Below are 15,692 nucleotides of genomic sequence, written 5' to 3' on the forward strand. Positions count from 1 at the left end.
GTTTCCCTATTCATTACCCAAATTCGATGGACAAGCATTTAAAGATTTATCATAAATTGCCATTCCATTTTTCCGCACTAGAATTATTGCTTTTAAAGTTGCATCACTATCGTGTGTTAATATAAAACATAAATTATTCGTTAAACTTAATCGCCCCATCATGTTATAAGTTAAAGTGGTAGCGGCTGGTTGGCCTGTCCCCCACTTAACCTTACCCTTAGGTTTCCAAGCTCCACTTGTACTTGGGTCCAAAGACAAACTCTTATCATTTTGTCTTAAAATAGCATCAGATCGAAGTTCAGCTAATTTATTAACTAAGTCTTGCGCATCATCGCCAAGCTGTTTACGATTAATTATCTTCGAGAAAGAAGGTGCAGCCATAATTGCAACAATTGTGATTATCACAATTGTCACCATCAATTCAATTAAGGTGAATCCCCGATTTTTCCCCATCGCCTACACCCAACTCTTTTTAAAACTCCTTACTCTATATTAAATTTATTTTTTACAGAACCAATACAAAGCAGATAAGAATCATAAAAAAACGGATGGAGTGTTATCCATCCGTTTTGAGTTCACATTTTTCTATACAAATTAGGCTTGTATCACCTGTATCCGCAACTCTTTCGGTAGGCTAAAAGTAATATTTTCCTCCCGCCCCTGTAATTCTTGCGGAGGGGTTGCTCCCCAATCCTGTAATCGCTGAATCACCTGCTTAATTAAAATTTCAGGTGCAGATGCACCAGCCGTCACACCAATTTTACTGTCTGACTTAAACCACTCTCTTTCAAGCTGATCCGCATTATCGACTAAATAAGCCACTTTACCCATACGTTCAGCCAATTCACGCAAACGGTTTGAATTAGATGAGTTTGGTGAACCCACCACCAACACGACATCACATTTTTCTGCAAGGTCACGTACCGCATCCTGGCGATTCTGCGTTGCATAACAGATATCATCTTTACGCGGCCCCTGAATTTTTGGAAACTTCGTTCTTAAGGCGTCAATCACTTTGGCCGTATCATCAATCGAGAGTGTGGTTTGAGTCACAAACGCCACTTTTTCAGGATGTCTCACCATTAAGGCCTCAACATCCTGTTCATCCTCAACCAGATAGATCTCTCCACCTCTGGACTTATCATATTGCCCCATTGTCCCTTCAACTTCAGGGTGCCCCTCATGCCCGATCAGAATCGCTTCGGTGCCCTCACGTGCGTACTTGGTCACTTCAATATGAACCTTGGTGACAAGTGGGCAGGTTGCATCAAACACTTTTAAGCCACGGCGATCCGCTTCCTGCTGTACAGCCTTGGAAACACCATGAGCACTAAAGATGACAATGGAATCATCAGGAACCTGATCAAGCTCATCTACAAAAACAGCACCACGCTGACGTAGGTCATCCACTACAAACTTGTTGTGTACTACTTCATGGCGTACATAAATTGGCGGATTAAAACACTCCAATGCTCGATTGACGATGGCAATCGCACGGTCAACACCAGCACAGAAACCTCGTGGATTGGCGAGTACAATTTCCATAACATCCTCTCTCATCATCTGAATATTTGTGCCAAACTATTTCGTTTCATGGCACGCTACACTACAATAGCCAAGATATTTTATCATATCAGGAAAAATATCATGTCGGGTCTATTGTTTGTCGTTTCTGCGGCCTCAGGAACAGGCAAAACCTCCTTGGTTAAAGCCCTACTCGATCGTGTCAGCAACTTGCATGTTTCTGTCTCACACACCACACGAAGCCAACGCCCTGGTGAGCTTGACGGTGTTCACTATCATTTTACCAGTAAAGACCATTTTTTAGCCCAAGTTGAACAGGGCGGTTTTATTGAGTTCGCCGAAGTATTCGGAAATTATTACGGTACGTCTCAGGCTAAGGTAAAAGAACAATTACAACAAGGCCACGATGTATTACTCGAAATTGACTGGCAGGGTGCTGAACAGGTACGTCGGCTTTTTCCTGAATCCAAACAAATTTTTATCCTCCCTCCAACCCAGTATGATTTAAGACAACGTCTTTCCAACCGTGGTACAGACTCAGTGGATGTGATTGAACATCGTCTAAGCTGTGCAGTGGAAGATATGCGTCATTTTGCCAATTTTGACTACGTGATTATCAATGACGATTTTAACAAGGCCGTTCATGATTTGGAGGCGATCATCACAGCCAACCGCTTGGTCACCTTGCAGCAAAGCGCCCGCCACCAACAACTCATCGCAAACTTGATTACGCTTAATCGCGACTGACTTTAATCGGGAATGGCTTGAGTCTTGCATAAAAGCCTTTTATACTACTCAGTCTTTCAAATATGATGTTCAGACGAGACAACTTATGGCACGTGTAACCGTTGAAGATTGTTTAGACCATGTAGATAACCGCTTCGAGTTGGTACTGGTGGCGAGTAAACGTGCACGTCAATTGGCACGTCAAGGTATCGAACCAACTGTAGAATGGGATAATGACAAACCAACCGTGGTTGCATTACGTGAAATTGCAGTGGGGCATGTCACTAAAGAGATTCTAAAACAACGCGACCAGGACTATCAGACTTCAAACCTTGATATGGTATTGTCTACAAATTCATTAAATTTAGAAGGCTTCACTTTCTAAAACGAATTTGCTTTGCATAAAGCCCACTGTGAATACACTGGGCTTTTTTGTTTTGGAAACAAACTGCTTTATATATTGATAAAAGCAATATGCCTCATTGGAAAAATTTACGAGTTTTTATAATGAACAAATTGACAAGTTTAGTAATATGCTTTTCATTAGAGACTAGTGTCATTTTATTCTAATTCATATCAAAAAGGTGTTTTATGCCAGGCGAAGAGGTCAGCCAAGCCAAGCAACAACTTAAAGTGATTATTGATGCCTATCTTAAGGATAGTGATGTTCAACACGTGCTTGCTGCCTGTGATTTTGCCGATTTAGCGCATAGTGGCATCACCCGTAAAAGTGGAGAACCCTACGTTCTGCATCCGATTGCTGTCAGCTGTATTCTGGCACATATGCGCCTTGATGCGGATACACTTATGGCAGCCTTGTTACATGATGTCATTGAAGATACGGAGTTCTCCAAGGAAGAAATTGGACAGAAGTTCGGCACTGTGGTTGCGGAACTAGTTGATGGTGTGACCAAGCTCAGCCATTCCAGTGACAAGGAATATAACAAGGCAGCCTCTTTCCGAAAAATTCTGCAAGCCACCTTACAGGATCCACGTGTCATTATTATTAAACTCGCCGACCGCTATCATAATATGACCACATTGGGTGCGTTGCGCCCAGACAAGCGCGCACGCATTGCACAGGAAACCTTTGATATTTTTGTACCTATGGCCCGCCTTGTCGGTATGAATGAAATGGCGGACAACCTGGAACATCTGTGCTATCAAAATCTTGATCTGGACATGTTTAATGATGTGCAAACCGCATTGTTAGAAACCAAACCTAAACGCTGTGAATATCAGGCGGTATGGGAACAGAAACTAACTAATTTGTTAAAAAACCATGACCTCAAAGGTCGTATTAAAAAGAAAAATAATAATATCGAACTGTTACGCCACTTTGTAAAAAATGAGATTGACCTAAACGAACTTAGTCATAGCCATGCCTTTGAAATTATTTTACAAAGCATTGCAGATTGTGATCGTCTGGTAGATGCGCTTAAAGACAACTTTCAGGTTCTACAATATAAAGACCATATTCGCCGCCCCTTACCTGGTGGCAACCAGTCCTTAATGATCAAACTGAAAGGTGAAAAAACCACACTTTCATTGACCATCCAGACTGAACTGATGCGTAAGGCTGCACGCTTTGGCGTGGTACTGGGGGAAAATGCACCTCAGGCTTGCCGTTCAGCCATTCAGGCCTCCATGCAGAATCTTAACACCCTTATTGATAGTGACTGCGCTAAAACCACATTTAGCGATTTGCTGGATTATCTGCATCAGGAAAAAATCTGGGTATATACGCCACATGGGCAATTGCATGAACTGCCTCAGGGTGCGACTGTGGTGGACTTTGCCTATTCCGCTAGCCTGTTCCTGGGTAACCATGCGGTAGGTGCTAAGGTTGATGGTGAAATTCGCCCTCTTTCCACCCCATTGCATAGTGGTCAGGTCATCGAGATCATTACCGATGTACTGGCAACCCCAAACCCTGACTGGCTGAGTTTTATTAACACTCAGAAAGCACGTCGTGCCTTGCAAAACATGCTAAGAGAACAGGATATTGACGAACAACGTCTAGTTGGCCAACAGGCGCTCAATCGTGCTTTAAAACTATTTCATCGCTCAATTGATGACCTTTCGCAAACTGACTGGATTAACGTTTTAGAATGGCGGCATTTGAGCAGTAAAGACACCTTATTCGAACAAATTGCGGTGGGCGACCTATTGCCCCAACTCGTCGCAAACCATCTGTTTGCACAGGATTACCATTCCCAGCACCATGAGACATCTGATCGCCTGATCCTGGGTACTGAAGGGGTTGATGTCAAATATGCGCACTGCTGCAATCCCGTGTTGGGTGACCCGATTCAGGGACATTTATCTCGACGTGGCTTAATCGTACATCGCTCGCGCTGTCGTAATTTACTGCATGAACAACACCTGCATCCAGAAAATATCATGCCACTACATTGGCAGTCTGAAGAAGTGGATGATGTACGTTTCAGTGCCTATCTCTGCATCCATATGATCATGAATGATGAACAGATTTCAGAGTTGATCTACCAATGCCGTAAAGCCAAAATCGGGGTGGAGACAGTCGATTCCCATGATCAAAAAACCTACGTGAATATCGTGGTCAGCAACCGTAAACAGATTGCTCAAATCATCCGTGACCTGCGTATGCACTTTGGCTTTCCTCGCATTGAGCGCCTAAATATGCCAATTGTGCAGGCTGACGTCGCCAAAGTCGGCTAAGGTATTTTGAGGCAAAGATATGTCAGGTAAATATTGAAGCTGATTTACCAAAAATAAAAATTTGAAAACAATAACGACTACACAGTATTCAACAGTTTCGCACCTATACTTTTGTGTTAAAGTCACAGGGTTGCAAGATAGAAAAAATGACATAGGAGAGCTTAATGTCACGTCAAGTTATTCATACTGAACACGCCCCTGCTGCTATTGGAACATATTCTCAGGCAATTCTGGTTGGCAATACGCTCTACCTTTCAGGACAGATTGGTTTAGACCCGTACAGTATGGAACTTGTTGAAGGGATTGAAGCCCAGATTCGCCGAGTATTTGACAATCTTAAGGCGGTCTGTGCCGCTGCTGGCGGAAGCTTGGCAGATATTGCCAAACTGAATATTTTCCTGACCGACCTTTCCCATTTTCAACTTGTAAACCAGATCATGGGTGAATATTTTGCTCAACCCTATCCAGCGCGTGCCGCACTTGGTGTGGCAAGCCTACCAAAAGGAGCATTGGTGGAAATGGATGGTATTGTTATTATTAATCAATAAATTAAAAATAAGTTTAATATCCCACTTAAAAGATTCTAGTTCTGAATTATCAATCACCTTTGCGTGAAAATCCGAGCAGCACTCGGATTTCCACTCAGGTGATATTTTTTTATTCAAATTCCCAATGATAATATTTCCCTTGTTAGAATGAAATTCATTGACAAACGATAATAATTATCAATAATATCAATTATCGCATTTATATTTGTGGATCACTCCCATGTATGTTTGTTTATGCCGTGGAATCACAGATCAGAATATCAAGGATGCCGTTGCAAATGGCGCTGAAAGTTATCGTGAAATTCGTGATTTACTCGACTTAGGCACCTGCTGTGGTCGCTGTGCTCCAGAAGCTCGCGCCATCATCAGTGATGAGCTTGCTGAAATTGCCGCACGTATTTCTGTTGCTGCATAACCTCTTTTTTAACTATATTTAACCTATTATTTTACGACTCCACCGCTTCCTGTAGAACTTTAACCGTTCTTCATCAAAGCGGTTTTTTTATAAAAATCATAATAATATCAGGATGTTTTTGATTGTGATTTTCATTTGCCGTTCCATAAACTACTCGCCAGATTATTATTTGTTGATTAAAATCATATAAATTGCCTTAGTTGCTAGGGCATCACTTGGTGTTTTTGGAGTAAGGGCAATGAAAGGCAATCGTGAAGTCATTAATCAACTGAATCAGGTGCTTTATCACCATTTGACCGCAATCAACCAATATTTTTTACATTCCCGCATGTTTAACGACTGGGGAATCTCACAACTGGGTTCAGCTGAATATAAAGAGTCCATTCGCCAAATGAAGCATGCGGACAAGGTCATTGAACGTATCTTGTTTCTAGAGGGACTACCGAATCTACAGCACCTCGGCAAGCTTTATATCGGTCAGCATACAGAAGAAGTCCTTAATTGCGATATTCGCAAGGTTAAGGAAAATATAGCTGCAATTAAACAGGCAGTTGAACTTGCAGAAGCTCAACAGGACTATGTTACCCGTGACTTGGTACAGGAAATCCTAGAGAAAGAAGAAGAATATTGGGACTGGCTTGATACTCAACTCGACCTCATTGAAAATGTGGGTATTGAAAACTATATCCAAAGCCAGATTTAAACAATCAATTTCAGGCTGAAACCAAGGTAATCTTTGGTTTCAGCCTAGCATAGAGCCAAGTAAAGGTTATTATTTTAAATTATGATTTAATTCAACAATGTCAGCCAACCCTATATTCTCTCCATACAATTGTTGCAATATAAAAAGTTGCTGCTCTGCTTCAACCATTTTTTGGTTGTAAACCAATAACTGGGCATATTTTTTTAGGTTATATGGCGTTGCCTTGTTCTTAACCATATCCCCCCACTGCATTAAATCCTGATCCGACATAGATACCGTTGGTTTTAATGCAATCCAAACTAGGCGTTGTTGGAATTGAGTCAGTAATAAAATACGTGAACTCCCCATAATTTCTGCTGTAGGTTGCTGTCCCTTGAATAGCAATTGGCTATTTTCCTGAAAAACTTTATAGTCCCTCCAAATTATGAATAGCAAAATAAGTGAAAGTACCCAGCAACCACGAATCATATTTTTATGAAGTGTGATACTCTTTAGGTTAGGCGTTTGAGCCTGAATCAATCCCAACAGAAAGCCCATAGGTAATAGGAAATAGGCATAACGCTGTGGAAATTCAAGCATTGTATGGATCAGGATGGCACTCACCATCAGCATCGCAACAATTGAAGTGGTGTCTTTCGTATTTTTATTGAGCCAAAGCAGCCATACTGCTGTATAGGTAATAATCAAAAAACCTAGAGGAATGCCATTCCAAGCGAGAATATCCAGCAACACATTGTGTCCGCTGGTCACCCATTCATGATTAGGATGAAGATGAAAAACTGTCATCTGAGCAACACTAGTTTGATTCCAGCCATATCCAAACCAAGGCTGTTCTTTTAATGCCAAAAGCATTTGAGTCCAGATTTCGAAACGCAGATAGCCAGAACTTGCTCGCTCTACAATGCTATCAGCCTCAATGACCGCCGTTCCTGTAGAGCTCTCAATTAAATGGGTAAAGGCAGAAACCCCCCACGCCGCAATGACGAAAAAAGTGAAACACCATAACGATAATTTTAAAATATTCAAACGTGGGGTTTGTCTAAACTGTTTATAAACCCAATAGATGAAAATAAATAAACATACCACCCATGATGTTCGGGATTGACTTAATGCGATTGCAAACAGGATAATTAAACTTGTACAACCAAACAGCCATACAGAAGCTTTATGTTTTTCATATAAATATAAAGTCCCCATTAACCCCATCACCAAAAAAGTCGCCATATTGTTTGGCTGACCAAAATTGGCATAGGGACGATTGCCCTTAAGCTGCATAATGCCATATACCCTTGATTCAAGACCTAGCCATTGTACAATCGCCATCAGGCTGGTAACACTCGCAATAATAATTAACAGCCAACAAGCCCTTTGCATCAACTGTTCACGAGCATTTGGTTGTAACGATAGGTTATACCCTATGACCACCATGAGCCAAAAACCCAGTAGATATACGCTACTCAGTAAAGCAACACTAAAGTCAGAAACTAGGCCCCAACTCCATTGTAACAATGGAATAAATGTAACTGGCAATATATAAAGTTGTAGTTTGGGTATCTGAACATTTTGATTGAGAAAGAGTGAAAATAAAGCTAATACAGATCCGAAAGTCGCCAACTCACTGGAAAATGTCACCCAAGGATAAGTATGAAATGGAGATAGCCAAGCGAAGCTAAGTAAGAGGCTAGCAAGAATGAGGCATAGAAATGGCATAGAGTATTATATAAAAGGTATTTTGACATATCATACAGTAAAGAGCTTTTATCATCTAAACAGAGGTGGAGAAATTCTATATGCCTCCCAACTAAACTTCCCATTATAAATTTATTAGAACACACAATAAAATTATTAAATAATTACAACAGGATACATCATTATGAACAAATAAAAATGTTAGGCTAATTTATTAATTCAGATAAAGTAAATAATTTCTAAAATTTAAGTTCTTTTACATTGATAGACGTATTAGAATACAAAAATACAACCTTGACTCTTATCCAAGATGCAAAATAACCTTAACAATCAAACTATTTCTCATATTTACTCAGAAATTAATAAAAAGATAATGACCAATGATTTAAAGATTGGAATTATTGGATTAGGTTATGTAGGCTTACCTCTAGCTTTAGCTTTTAGTAAACAATTTCAAGTAATTGGATATGATACCAATCTCAAACGGGTGGCCGAACTCGCCAATCAACAAGATTCCACACTCGAAATAGAACAAGATCAACTCAATGATTTAGCTAAAATTAAGATTAGCTCAAATGCTGATGACTTATCAGAGTGTCAATGTTTTATTGTTACTGTCCCAACACCGATCGATTACTTTAAACAACCAGACCTAAGTCCATTAATTGAAGCATCAAAAACTATTGCAAAGTATCTTAAACAAGGTGATATCGTCGTTTATGAGTCTACAGTCTATCCAGGAGCAACTGAAGAAATTTGCGTTCCGATATTAGAAGAAAATTCACAGTGCAAATTTAATCAAAACTTCTTTGTTGGTTATAGTCCAGAACGTATCAATCCAGGCGATAAAACCAAGAATGTTACCACTATTCAAAAAGTCACCTCAGGGTCAACACCTGAGATAGCAGAACTGATTGACCAGATTTATTCAAAAATTATTACAGCAGGCACATATAAGGCTTCCTCAATCAAGGTTGCGGAAGCCGCTAAAGTTATTGAAAATACTCAACGTGATGTTAATATTGCACTTATCAACGAACTTGCACTTATCTTTAACAAACTTGGTATAGATACCGAAGAGGTTCTAAAGGCTGCTGCGACAAAATGGAATTTTTTATCATTTCGTCCAGGACTTGTTGGTGGCCATTGCATCAGTGTCGACCCTTACTATCTTACTCATAAAGCACAGTCTATTGGTCTACACCCAGAAATTATTTTAGCAGCCCGTAGGCTAAATGACCGTATGGGAGAGTATGTTGCAACCCAGCTTATCAAGGAAATGGTCAAACAAAAAATTCAGGTTGTAGGAGCAAACATTCTTGTGATGGGGTTATCTTTTAAAGAGGATTGTCCCGATATTCGAAATACTAAGATCATTGATCTTATCCAAGCACTCAAAGAATATGACTTGAATCTGGATGTATACGATCCCTGGGTAGATCCATTAGAAGTGATCAAGGAATATGGTTTAGAACCAATTCAAGCACCTAAGACCACTTATTATGATGCCATTGTTATTGCAATTGGACATCAACAATTCAAAAATATGGGCTATGATATAATTCAAACTTTAGGTAAAAATAATTTTGTTCTTTATGACCTAAAATATATTCTCCCGCCTCATCAGTCTAGTATTCGTTTATAAACTACTATCGAAAAATAATATGAAAAAAGAATATTTACCACATATTGATATATTACGGACTATTGCTGTATTCTTAGTAATTTTTAATCATCTAAACATCACTCTATTTAGTGGTGGTTTTATCGGTGTTGATATATTTTTTGTAATTTCTGGCTATCTTATTACTAAAAATATCCAACAAGAAATTCAACAAAATAATTTTTCTTTATTAGTCTTCTATCAAAGGCGTGTTAAACGTCTGGCACCTGCTTTTTTTACAGTACTAACTTGCTGCACTTTAGTTTTTTTGCAATTCTCTACACCATTTGAATTATATGCATATTTTAAATCACTAATTGCCGCAACGATTTTATCTAGCAACATCTACTTTTGGCAATCCTTAAATGATTATTTTAGTATTGATGCGCATACTACACCACTATTACATATTTGGTCTTTAAGCTTAGAAGAGCAATTTTATTTAATATGGCCAGTCTTATTACTATTCACTATAAAACTAAAATTTAGAATAAGACTTATTTTATTTTTCCTAATTTTTATCAGTAGTTTTTTATGCTCTTATTATTCAGCTAACTACAATGCAATTTTCGCCTATTATTTATTACCTACACGATTCTTTGAATTTATGTTAGGAGCTTTTCTCATTGCTTTACCACAAAGAAATTTCAGTACAGGAATTATAATATCATTAACAACATTTAGTTTATCTATTCTCTTTATATTTAGTTTTGTACTGACCAAAGATTCTACATTCCCCAGTTATAATGCACTATTTGTTTGCTGTGCGAGTGCTATCTATATTTATTTTTCTCGAATAGATGAACAAAAACAAATTTGGCAACCTATCTTATATTTAGGTAAAATATCTTATCCTATGTATTTATGGCATTGGCCTATTATTGTAGCGATAAATGTTAATTCGATTGCCTTAGATACAAAGGTCAGAATTATTGTCATCATTACTACTATTATTCTATCATGGTTAACTTATGAGAAAATTGAAAAACCAGTAAAAATTTATATTAAAAATCACAATGATATTCTTAAAATTTTATTTTTAATTCCTAGCTTAGTAATAATATTTATATCTATCATTATGGTAGGATTCAATAGATTTCAGATAAATACATCTCGACAACCTTCACCTAAACAAAATTCATATGAATGTCTTGATTCAGGAAACAATAACCTAGCATGTCTTTTAGGTCTAAAACAAAGCAATACCATTGATCTTCTATTTGTTGGAGATTCACATGCTAATGCACAATCTCCAATTATTGATATATTTGCCAAAGATATGAATATTTCAGGTTACGAATTTACTCAATCAACTACTATCTTCTTACCTGATACAAATTGTATAAGAACCGATAAAGGAAGTAAAAATAAAGATTTTTATAATAATCGCTTTAGAAATAGAAATGATTTAATCCAAAAAACAATTAAAAAAAATCATTATCGCTTTGTGGTGATGGGGGGATACTTTACCATGGACTATTGTATATATAGTAATGAAAATCAAAAAAACTCATCTAAAGCTTTCAATGAAGGCTTAGAAAGAGCTATAAATATTATTATAAAGTCTGGAGCAACACCTGTAATCATACAAGACAACCCTCAACTTCATAATATTAATATTAACTGTAATCTGAGAACAAACTCTCCAGAAAAATCATGTCGTTATGAATCAAATATACATTTTATAACAACAAAAAATTGGAATAATCAACTAATATATCTTAAAAAAAAATATCCAAAACTTATTATTATTGATTTTAATGATATTATTTGTCCTAATAATTTCTGTTATTCATATATAAATAATATACCTCTTTATCGGGATAGTCACCACCTTACTCATGAAGGAGCCTATGAAATTGGGAAACGTTATCTAAAAATTCATGGAAATCCACTAAAATCCTACGAGTAACAAATAAGGAAATATCTTATGACTCAGAATTATATTTTTATTGTTGGAACTCGAGCACAATTAATCAAAGTTGCACCGACAATTAGAGTTTTTGAGCAACACCAAATGCCTACAAAATTTATTCTGACGGGACAGCATAAAGATACAATGGATGATCTGATTCAAGAATTTGGTATTACAACACAGCCGATTGAACTCATCAAAGATAAAGAACATTCTTCTATTATTGCTTTACTACTATGGATTCCTTCTATCATTTTTCTTTTATTACACACTTTAAGACAGAATAAAAAATCTTATGTTTTTGTACATGGTGATACACTTACTACACTATTTAGTACAATCACCGCAAAGTTATCTGGACATTTAGTTGTACACTTAGAAAGTGGTCTAACATCTAAAAATCTATTTAATCCTTTTCCAGAGGAAATAATTCGACGCATTGTATTTAAATATACAGATATTGCTTGCTGCCCAAACCCAAAAGATGTTCAAAATATGGAAAGATATCCTAAAATACGAACTCTATATACTCATGGCAATACTATATTAGATAGTATTCAATATCTGAAAATCGGAAGAAATATAGAAAAAAGAGGAAATACTATTCTAATATCACTCCATAGATTCCAAAACATATATAACAAAGAAAGGCTTCATCTTATTGTTAATATGCTTATAAAATTGAGCAATGAATATAAGATATTTTTTGTATTACACCCTGCAACGCAAAAAAAATTAAATATGTATCAACTTACCATACTATTAGATAGCAACAAAAATATAAAATTACTTCCCCGAATGACTTATCAAAAATTCTTAAATTTGGCTCTTACAACTGATCTTGTAATTACCGATGGTGGATCAAACCAAGAAGAATTAGCCTTTTTTGGCCATCCCACAATTATTCTAAGAGAAACAACTGAACGACAAGATGGGCTAGGAAAAAATGCTATTTTATTAAATGATACTAAGTGTATACTTGAATACATTAGATCTAGAAAATATTTAAGTTTGAAAAAAAACTCTCAAACTTTAGAAATATCACCGAGTTTAATTATTACAGAGTACTTTAAAAATAGGAAAAAAAGCAATGGAAGATAAGTCTAAACCTGCCATTTGGTTTCCTACTGTAAAGACCAATACTGGTACAGACAATTTTACAGAACAACTAGTTATTGCTTTAAATCAGAGGGGTTTTCAAGCTGAAATAACATGGCTACCTCATCATGCGGAATATTTACCTTGGCTTGTTCCTACTCCTCAAAAGCCAGACTGGGCAAATATTGTACACATTAATAGTTGGTTAGCACCTAAATTTATTCCGAAAAATTTACCAGTAGTCACTACTGTTCACTTATGTGTACAAGACAATATTATTCAACCATATAAAAGTTTAGCTCAACATCTGTATCATAAGTTTTGGATTACGCTCATTGAACAACATGCTCTAGAACATGCCAATGTAGTTACATGTGTCAGTTTATATACAAAAAATAAGGTGCAAAATATTTTTAATATCAAAAATATTGAATTAATCTATAATGGTATTGATATCGAAAAATTCAAATACAAAGATTCTACACATACAAATAAACCTTTTAAATTATTATTTGCTGGCAGCAGTTCTATAAGAAAAGGTTTTGATTTATTACCCCTTATTATGGAGCAATTAGGTGATGAATATGAATTAATTTTCACATCAAATACTCTACAATCTCCAATAAATCTACCTCAGAATATGAAACCCATACCGTACTGTAAAACACAAGAAGAAATGTTAAGCCTGTACCATAGTGTTGATGCTTTAATATTTCCTTCTCGCTTAGAAGGTTTTGGTTTAGTAGTTGTAGAAGCGATGGCTTGCGGTTTACCTGTTGTTATTGCCAACAGTTCCGCATTAACTGAACTCGTGGAACATAGTGTAACAGGTTTTCTATGTGAAAAAGATAATATTCAAGATTTTGTACAGACTATTCGATATTTAAACCAACATCCTGAATTATGTATTCAGGTTGGAAAACAAGCGAGAGAGACTGCTATTACAAAATTTAATATTGATAATATAGTGAATCAATATATTAATCTCTACTCTAAAGCTCTTTTACCTTAATAGATCAAATTTCTATTTTTCATTATCCTTTATCCGAATATAACCCTTATACCTTGCCCAATAACTAGTGATAATTTTTCGCAAATAGTAATATAAACTGTATGTTATTCCTTCTCGTATAATCACCTGTAAAATATTATTACCTTTTTTTATTTTTCTCTCTTTCTCAATATGACTATTTTCAAGTATTAGAGGGTGTTTTAGTATAGGTGAAAAATATACATTCTCACATTCTTTTAGTAATTTATCCCATTGGTCAGCACGTTCTAAGCTATCACTCTGTAATTGAATAATTTTTCGAGCAATTTGATTTGATACTACATAGCAGCAAGTTCTTGACAAATACCTATAGTAAAGTTGAGGTATCCTATATACTTTATCTTTAACAGATAAACCATATAAATTTTTATAAGATCTCAACCCCTCTTGTCCTCCTGCAATTAGAATACTATTCTCAGGTAATGATAAATATATTTTTAATATTTCATCAATATCCTCATCCCCTCCAATAACATCATCCTCCAATATAATTGCAAATTTAATATTATTTAAAACTATATCTTTCATTATTCCTAGGTGACTTAAGGCACAAGCAATTTCTGAGAGAGTCATTTCTATTTTATTTTTTTTAAGTTTATTACCATTATCTATATATATTTTTGCATCTTCACGATTCAAAGCATTAAAAATAAAAAAATCATTATAATATTTTAAAAAACTCTTATTCAATAGTTCTCTTCTATCAAAATCTTTTATTAAAGAAACCACAAAGACATTCATAATATATACATCCTAAAACTATACTTTTAATCGATTAACTCGTTTTAACAACTTTAATATATATAATACATATTGAATCCATTTATTTTTTCCCATCATAACTTGTATTCTAAAAAATTCTGATAATGCACCTATGCTATCAGTAGAACTAATACCAGCAAGTGAAAATTCACCTATTAGTTTATCTATTTTTTTAAATTTCACCCCATCTAATGCGCATTTTTGTATAAATAACTGGTCTGCTGCAATAGGAAATTTATTAGAATAAAATCCATGATTTAAATGTAGACTTTTCCTAATTAGCACCCCCAAAGCATGATTAGATATAAAAGCCTTTTGACCAAACAACCAAGGATACCCTCGTGGCTTAATTATAGAATCTCCCATGATTACAAAAGCTGTTATCATATCCACATTAGTTTCAATTACAGCTTTATAATCAGCAATCGCATTAGGGAAGAAAATATCATCCGCGCCAGCAACTAAATAATACTCTCCTGTACTGGTTTTAATACCTTTATTTAGAGCATCATAAATTCCAAAATCTGCATCTGAGATAATTTTTATATTTAAATCATTTATTTGTTTTAAAATTTCTAAAGTATTATCTGTTGAATGTCCATCGACAACGACCCATTCAAAATTTTGGTCAGTTTGTTGTCGCAAACTATCAATCAAATGATGAATACACTTTGCCTCATTATAAACAGCCGTAATAATACTAATTTTTTCATCAAAATCTTCTGATTTTATCATTGTTTAGATACACCCATATCCATCTTTAAATCTTATAATATCATCTTCTGCCAGACAACTATCCAATTGAAGCTCGATTAACTCTAAAGGAATACAACCTAGATTTTCTAAACTATGCACTGTACCCAAAAGAACCTTATAGTCTTTTTCCAATAAAAACTTG

The 15,692-nt window shown here is 35.9% G+C and carries 16 protein-coding genes; 10 read left to right on the plus strand and 6 right to left on the minus strand.

Going from position 1 to position 15,692, the window contains the following annotated elements; translation table 11 throughout:
* Positions 1-6 precede the first annotated feature (6 nt).
* Both QTA56_RS09650 and ispH read right to left on the minus strand, forming a co-directional pair.
* Positions 7-453, minus strand: a complete 447-nt coding sequence (locus QTA56_RS09650) for a pilus assembly FimT family protein (RefSeq protein ID WP_267980756.1) — start codon at positions 451-453, stop codon at positions 7-9.
* Positions 454-594: 141 nt separating this feature from the next.
* Positions 595-1,545, minus strand: coding sequence for a 4-hydroxy-3-methylbut-2-enyl diphosphate reductase (gene ispH, locus QTA56_RS09655; RefSeq protein ID WP_267980757.1), 951 nt, complete (start codon positions 1,543-1,545; stop codon positions 595-597).
* Positions 1,546-1,647: 102 nt separating this feature from the next.
* On the opposite strand from ispH, the gene gmk reads away from it, so the two are divergent.
* The 6 genes from gmk to bfr all read left to right on the plus strand — a co-directional run bounded on the left by gmk (position 1,648) and on the right by bfr (position 6,616).
* Positions 1,648-2,271 (plus strand): guanylate kinase, encoded by a 624-nt coding sequence (gmk, locus tag QTA56_RS09660; RefSeq protein WP_267980758.1) that lies wholly within the window; start codon positions 1,648-1,650, stop codon positions 2,269-2,271.
* 85 nt (positions 2,272-2,356) lie between these two features.
* Positions 2,357-2,635, plus strand: coding sequence for a DNA-directed RNA polymerase subunit omega (gene rpoZ / locus QTA56_RS09665; protein ID WP_004678747.1), 279 nt, complete (start codon positions 2,357-2,359; stop codon positions 2,633-2,635).
* A 206-nt stretch (positions 2,636-2,841) separates the two neighbouring features.
* Positions 2,842-4,950 carry a RelA/SpoT family protein gene (locus QTA56_RS09670; RefSeq protein ID WP_267980759.1) on the plus strand — a complete coding sequence of 703 codons (2,109 nt, stop codon included), beginning with the start codon at positions 2,842-2,844 and terminating at the stop codon, positions 4,948-4,950.
* Between the two features lie 164 nt (positions 4,951-5,114).
* Positions 5,115-5,498 (plus strand): RidA family protein, encoded by a 384-nt coding sequence (locus tag QTA56_RS09675; protein ID WP_267980760.1) that lies wholly within the window; start codon positions 5,115-5,117, stop codon positions 5,496-5,498.
* A gap of 220 nt (positions 5,499-5,718) precedes the next feature.
* A complete protein-coding gene (locus QTA56_RS09680; RefSeq protein WP_267980761.1) occupies positions 5,719-5,913 on the plus strand; it encodes a bacterioferritin-associated ferredoxin in 195 nt (64 codons plus the stop codon).
* A 238-nt stretch (positions 5,914-6,151) separates the two neighbouring features.
* Positions 6,152-6,616 (plus strand): heteropolymeric bacterioferritin subunit Bfr, encoded by a 465-nt coding sequence (bfr, locus tag QTA56_RS09685; RefSeq protein WP_267980762.1) that lies wholly within the window; start codon positions 6,152-6,154, stop codon positions 6,614-6,616.
* A gap of 69 nt (positions 6,617-6,685) precedes the next feature.
* Here the strand turns inward: bfr and QTA56_RS09690 are convergent, their stop codons facing one another.
* Positions 6,686-8,326: a PglL family O-oligosaccharyltransferase gene (locus tag QTA56_RS09690; protein ID WP_267980763.1), complete on the minus strand. Its 1,641-nt coding sequence runs from the start codon at positions 8,324-8,326 to the stop codon at positions 6,686-6,688.
* 349 nt (positions 8,327-8,675) lie between these two features.
* Here QTA56_RS09690 and tviB point away from each other — a divergent pair, with 349 nt between their 5' ends.
* From tviB to QTA56_RS09710, 4 genes are read left to right on the plus strand one after another with little or no spacing between them, the layout of a single operon-like run.
* The gene (gene tviB / locus QTA56_RS09695) at positions 8,676-9,950 is read left to right on the plus strand and encodes a Vi polysaccharide biosynthesis UDP-N-acetylglucosamine C-6 dehydrogenase TviB (protein WP_411956097.1); all 1,275 of its coding nucleotides are present in this window, start codon (positions 8,676-8,678) and stop codon (positions 9,948-9,950) included.
* 19 nt (positions 9,951-9,969) lie between these two features.
* Positions 9,970-11,880, plus strand: coding sequence for an acyltransferase family protein (locus tag QTA56_RS09700; protein ID WP_267980764.1), 1,911 nt, complete (start codon positions 9,970-9,972; stop codon positions 11,878-11,880).
* A gap of 18 nt (positions 11,881-11,898) precedes the next feature.
* Complete coding sequence (locus QTA56_RS09705) at positions 11,899-12,984, plus strand: UDP-N-acetylglucosamine 2-epimerase (RefSeq protein WP_267980765.1); 1,086 nt, start codon at positions 11,899-11,901, stop codon at positions 12,982-12,984.
* Positions 12,974-13,993 carry a glycosyltransferase family 4 protein gene (locus QTA56_RS09710; protein ID WP_267980766.1) on the plus strand — a complete coding sequence of 340 codons (1,020 nt, stop codon included), beginning with the start codon at positions 12,974-12,976 and terminating at the stop codon, positions 13,991-13,993. The genes QTA56_RS09705 and QTA56_RS09710 overlap by 11 nt, the downstream gene beginning before the upstream one ends.
* A 12-nt stretch (positions 13,994-14,005) precedes the next feature.
* Here the strand turns inward: QTA56_RS09710 and QTA56_RS09715 are convergent, their stop codons facing one another.
* From QTA56_RS09715 to QTA56_RS09725, 3 genes are read right to left on the minus strand one after another with little or no spacing between them, the layout of a single operon-like run.
* Positions 14,006-14,773, minus strand: coding sequence for a glycosyltransferase family 25 protein (locus QTA56_RS09715; RefSeq protein ID WP_267980767.1), 768 nt, complete (start codon positions 14,771-14,773; stop codon positions 14,006-14,008).
* Between the two features lie 18 nt (positions 14,774-14,791).
* A complete protein-coding gene (locus QTA56_RS09720; protein WP_267980768.1) occupies positions 14,792-15,529 on the minus strand; it encodes a glycosyltransferase in 738 nt (245 codons plus the stop codon).
* A 3-nt stretch (positions 15,530-15,532) separates the two neighbouring features.
* On the minus strand, positions 15,533-15,682 hold the full coding sequence (locus tag QTA56_RS09725) for a cupin domain-containing protein (RefSeq protein ID WP_326498150.1): 150 nt from the start codon (positions 15,680-15,682) through the stop codon (positions 15,533-15,535).
* Between the last annotated feature and the right edge of the window lie 10 nt (positions 15,683-15,692).

It is taken from the genome of Acinetobacter thutiue (assembly GCF_030385805.1).
Lineage (GTDB): Bacteria > Pseudomonadota > Gammaproteobacteria > Pseudomonadales > Moraxellaceae > Acinetobacter > Acinetobacter corruptisaponis.

Bases quoted from the DNA above. Each gene is read 5' to 3' on its own strand.
- QTA56_RS09650 (WP_267980756.1), bottom strand. From the start codon at position 453: ATGGGGAAAAATCGGGGATTCACCTTAATTGAATTGATGGTGACAATT.
- ispH (WP_267980757.1), bottom strand. From the start codon at position 1,545: ATGGAAATTGTACTCGCCAATCCACGAGGTTTCTGTGCTGGTGTTGAC.
- gmk (WP_267980758.1), top strand. From the start codon at position 1,648: ATGTCGGGTCTATTGTTTGTCGTTTCTGCGGCCTCAGGAACAGGCAAA.
- rpoZ (WP_004678747.1), top strand. From the start codon at position 2,357: ATGGCACGTGTAACCGTTGAAGATTGTTTAGACCATGTAGATAACCGC.
- QTA56_RS09670 (WP_267980759.1), top strand. From the start codon at position 2,842: ATGCCAGGCGAAGAGGTCAGCCAAGCCAAGCAACAACTTAAAGTGATT.
- QTA56_RS09675 (WP_267980760.1), top strand. From the start codon at position 5,115: ATGTCACGTCAAGTTATTCATACTGAACACGCCCCTGCTGCTATTGGA.
- QTA56_RS09680 (WP_267980761.1), top strand. From the start codon at position 5,719: ATGTATGTTTGTTTATGCCGTGGAATCACAGATCAGAATATCAAGGAT.
- bfr (WP_267980762.1), top strand. From the start codon at position 6,152: ATGAAAGGCAATCGTGAAGTCATTAATCAACTGAATCAGGTGCTTTAT.
- QTA56_RS09690 (WP_267980763.1), bottom strand. From the start codon at position 8,326: ATGCCATTTCTATGCCTCATTCTTGCTAGCCTCTTACTTAGCTTCGCT.
- QTA56_RS09700 (WP_267980764.1), top strand. From the start codon at position 9,970: ATGAAAAAAGAATATTTACCACATATTGATATATTACGGACTATTGCT.
- QTA56_RS09705 (WP_267980765.1), top strand. From the start codon at position 11,899: ATGACTCAGAATTATATTTTTATTGTTGGAACTCGAGCACAATTAATC.
- QTA56_RS09710 (WP_267980766.1), top strand. From the start codon at position 12,974: ATGGAAGATAAGTCTAAACCTGCCATTTGGTTTCCTACTGTAAAGACC.
- QTA56_RS09715 (WP_267980767.1), bottom strand. From the start codon at position 14,773: ATGAATGTCTTTGTGGTTTCTTTAATAAAAGATTTTGATAGAAGAGAA.
- QTA56_RS09720 (WP_267980768.1), bottom strand. From the start codon at position 15,529: ATGATAAAATCAGAAGATTTTGATGAAAAAATTAGTATTATTACGGCT.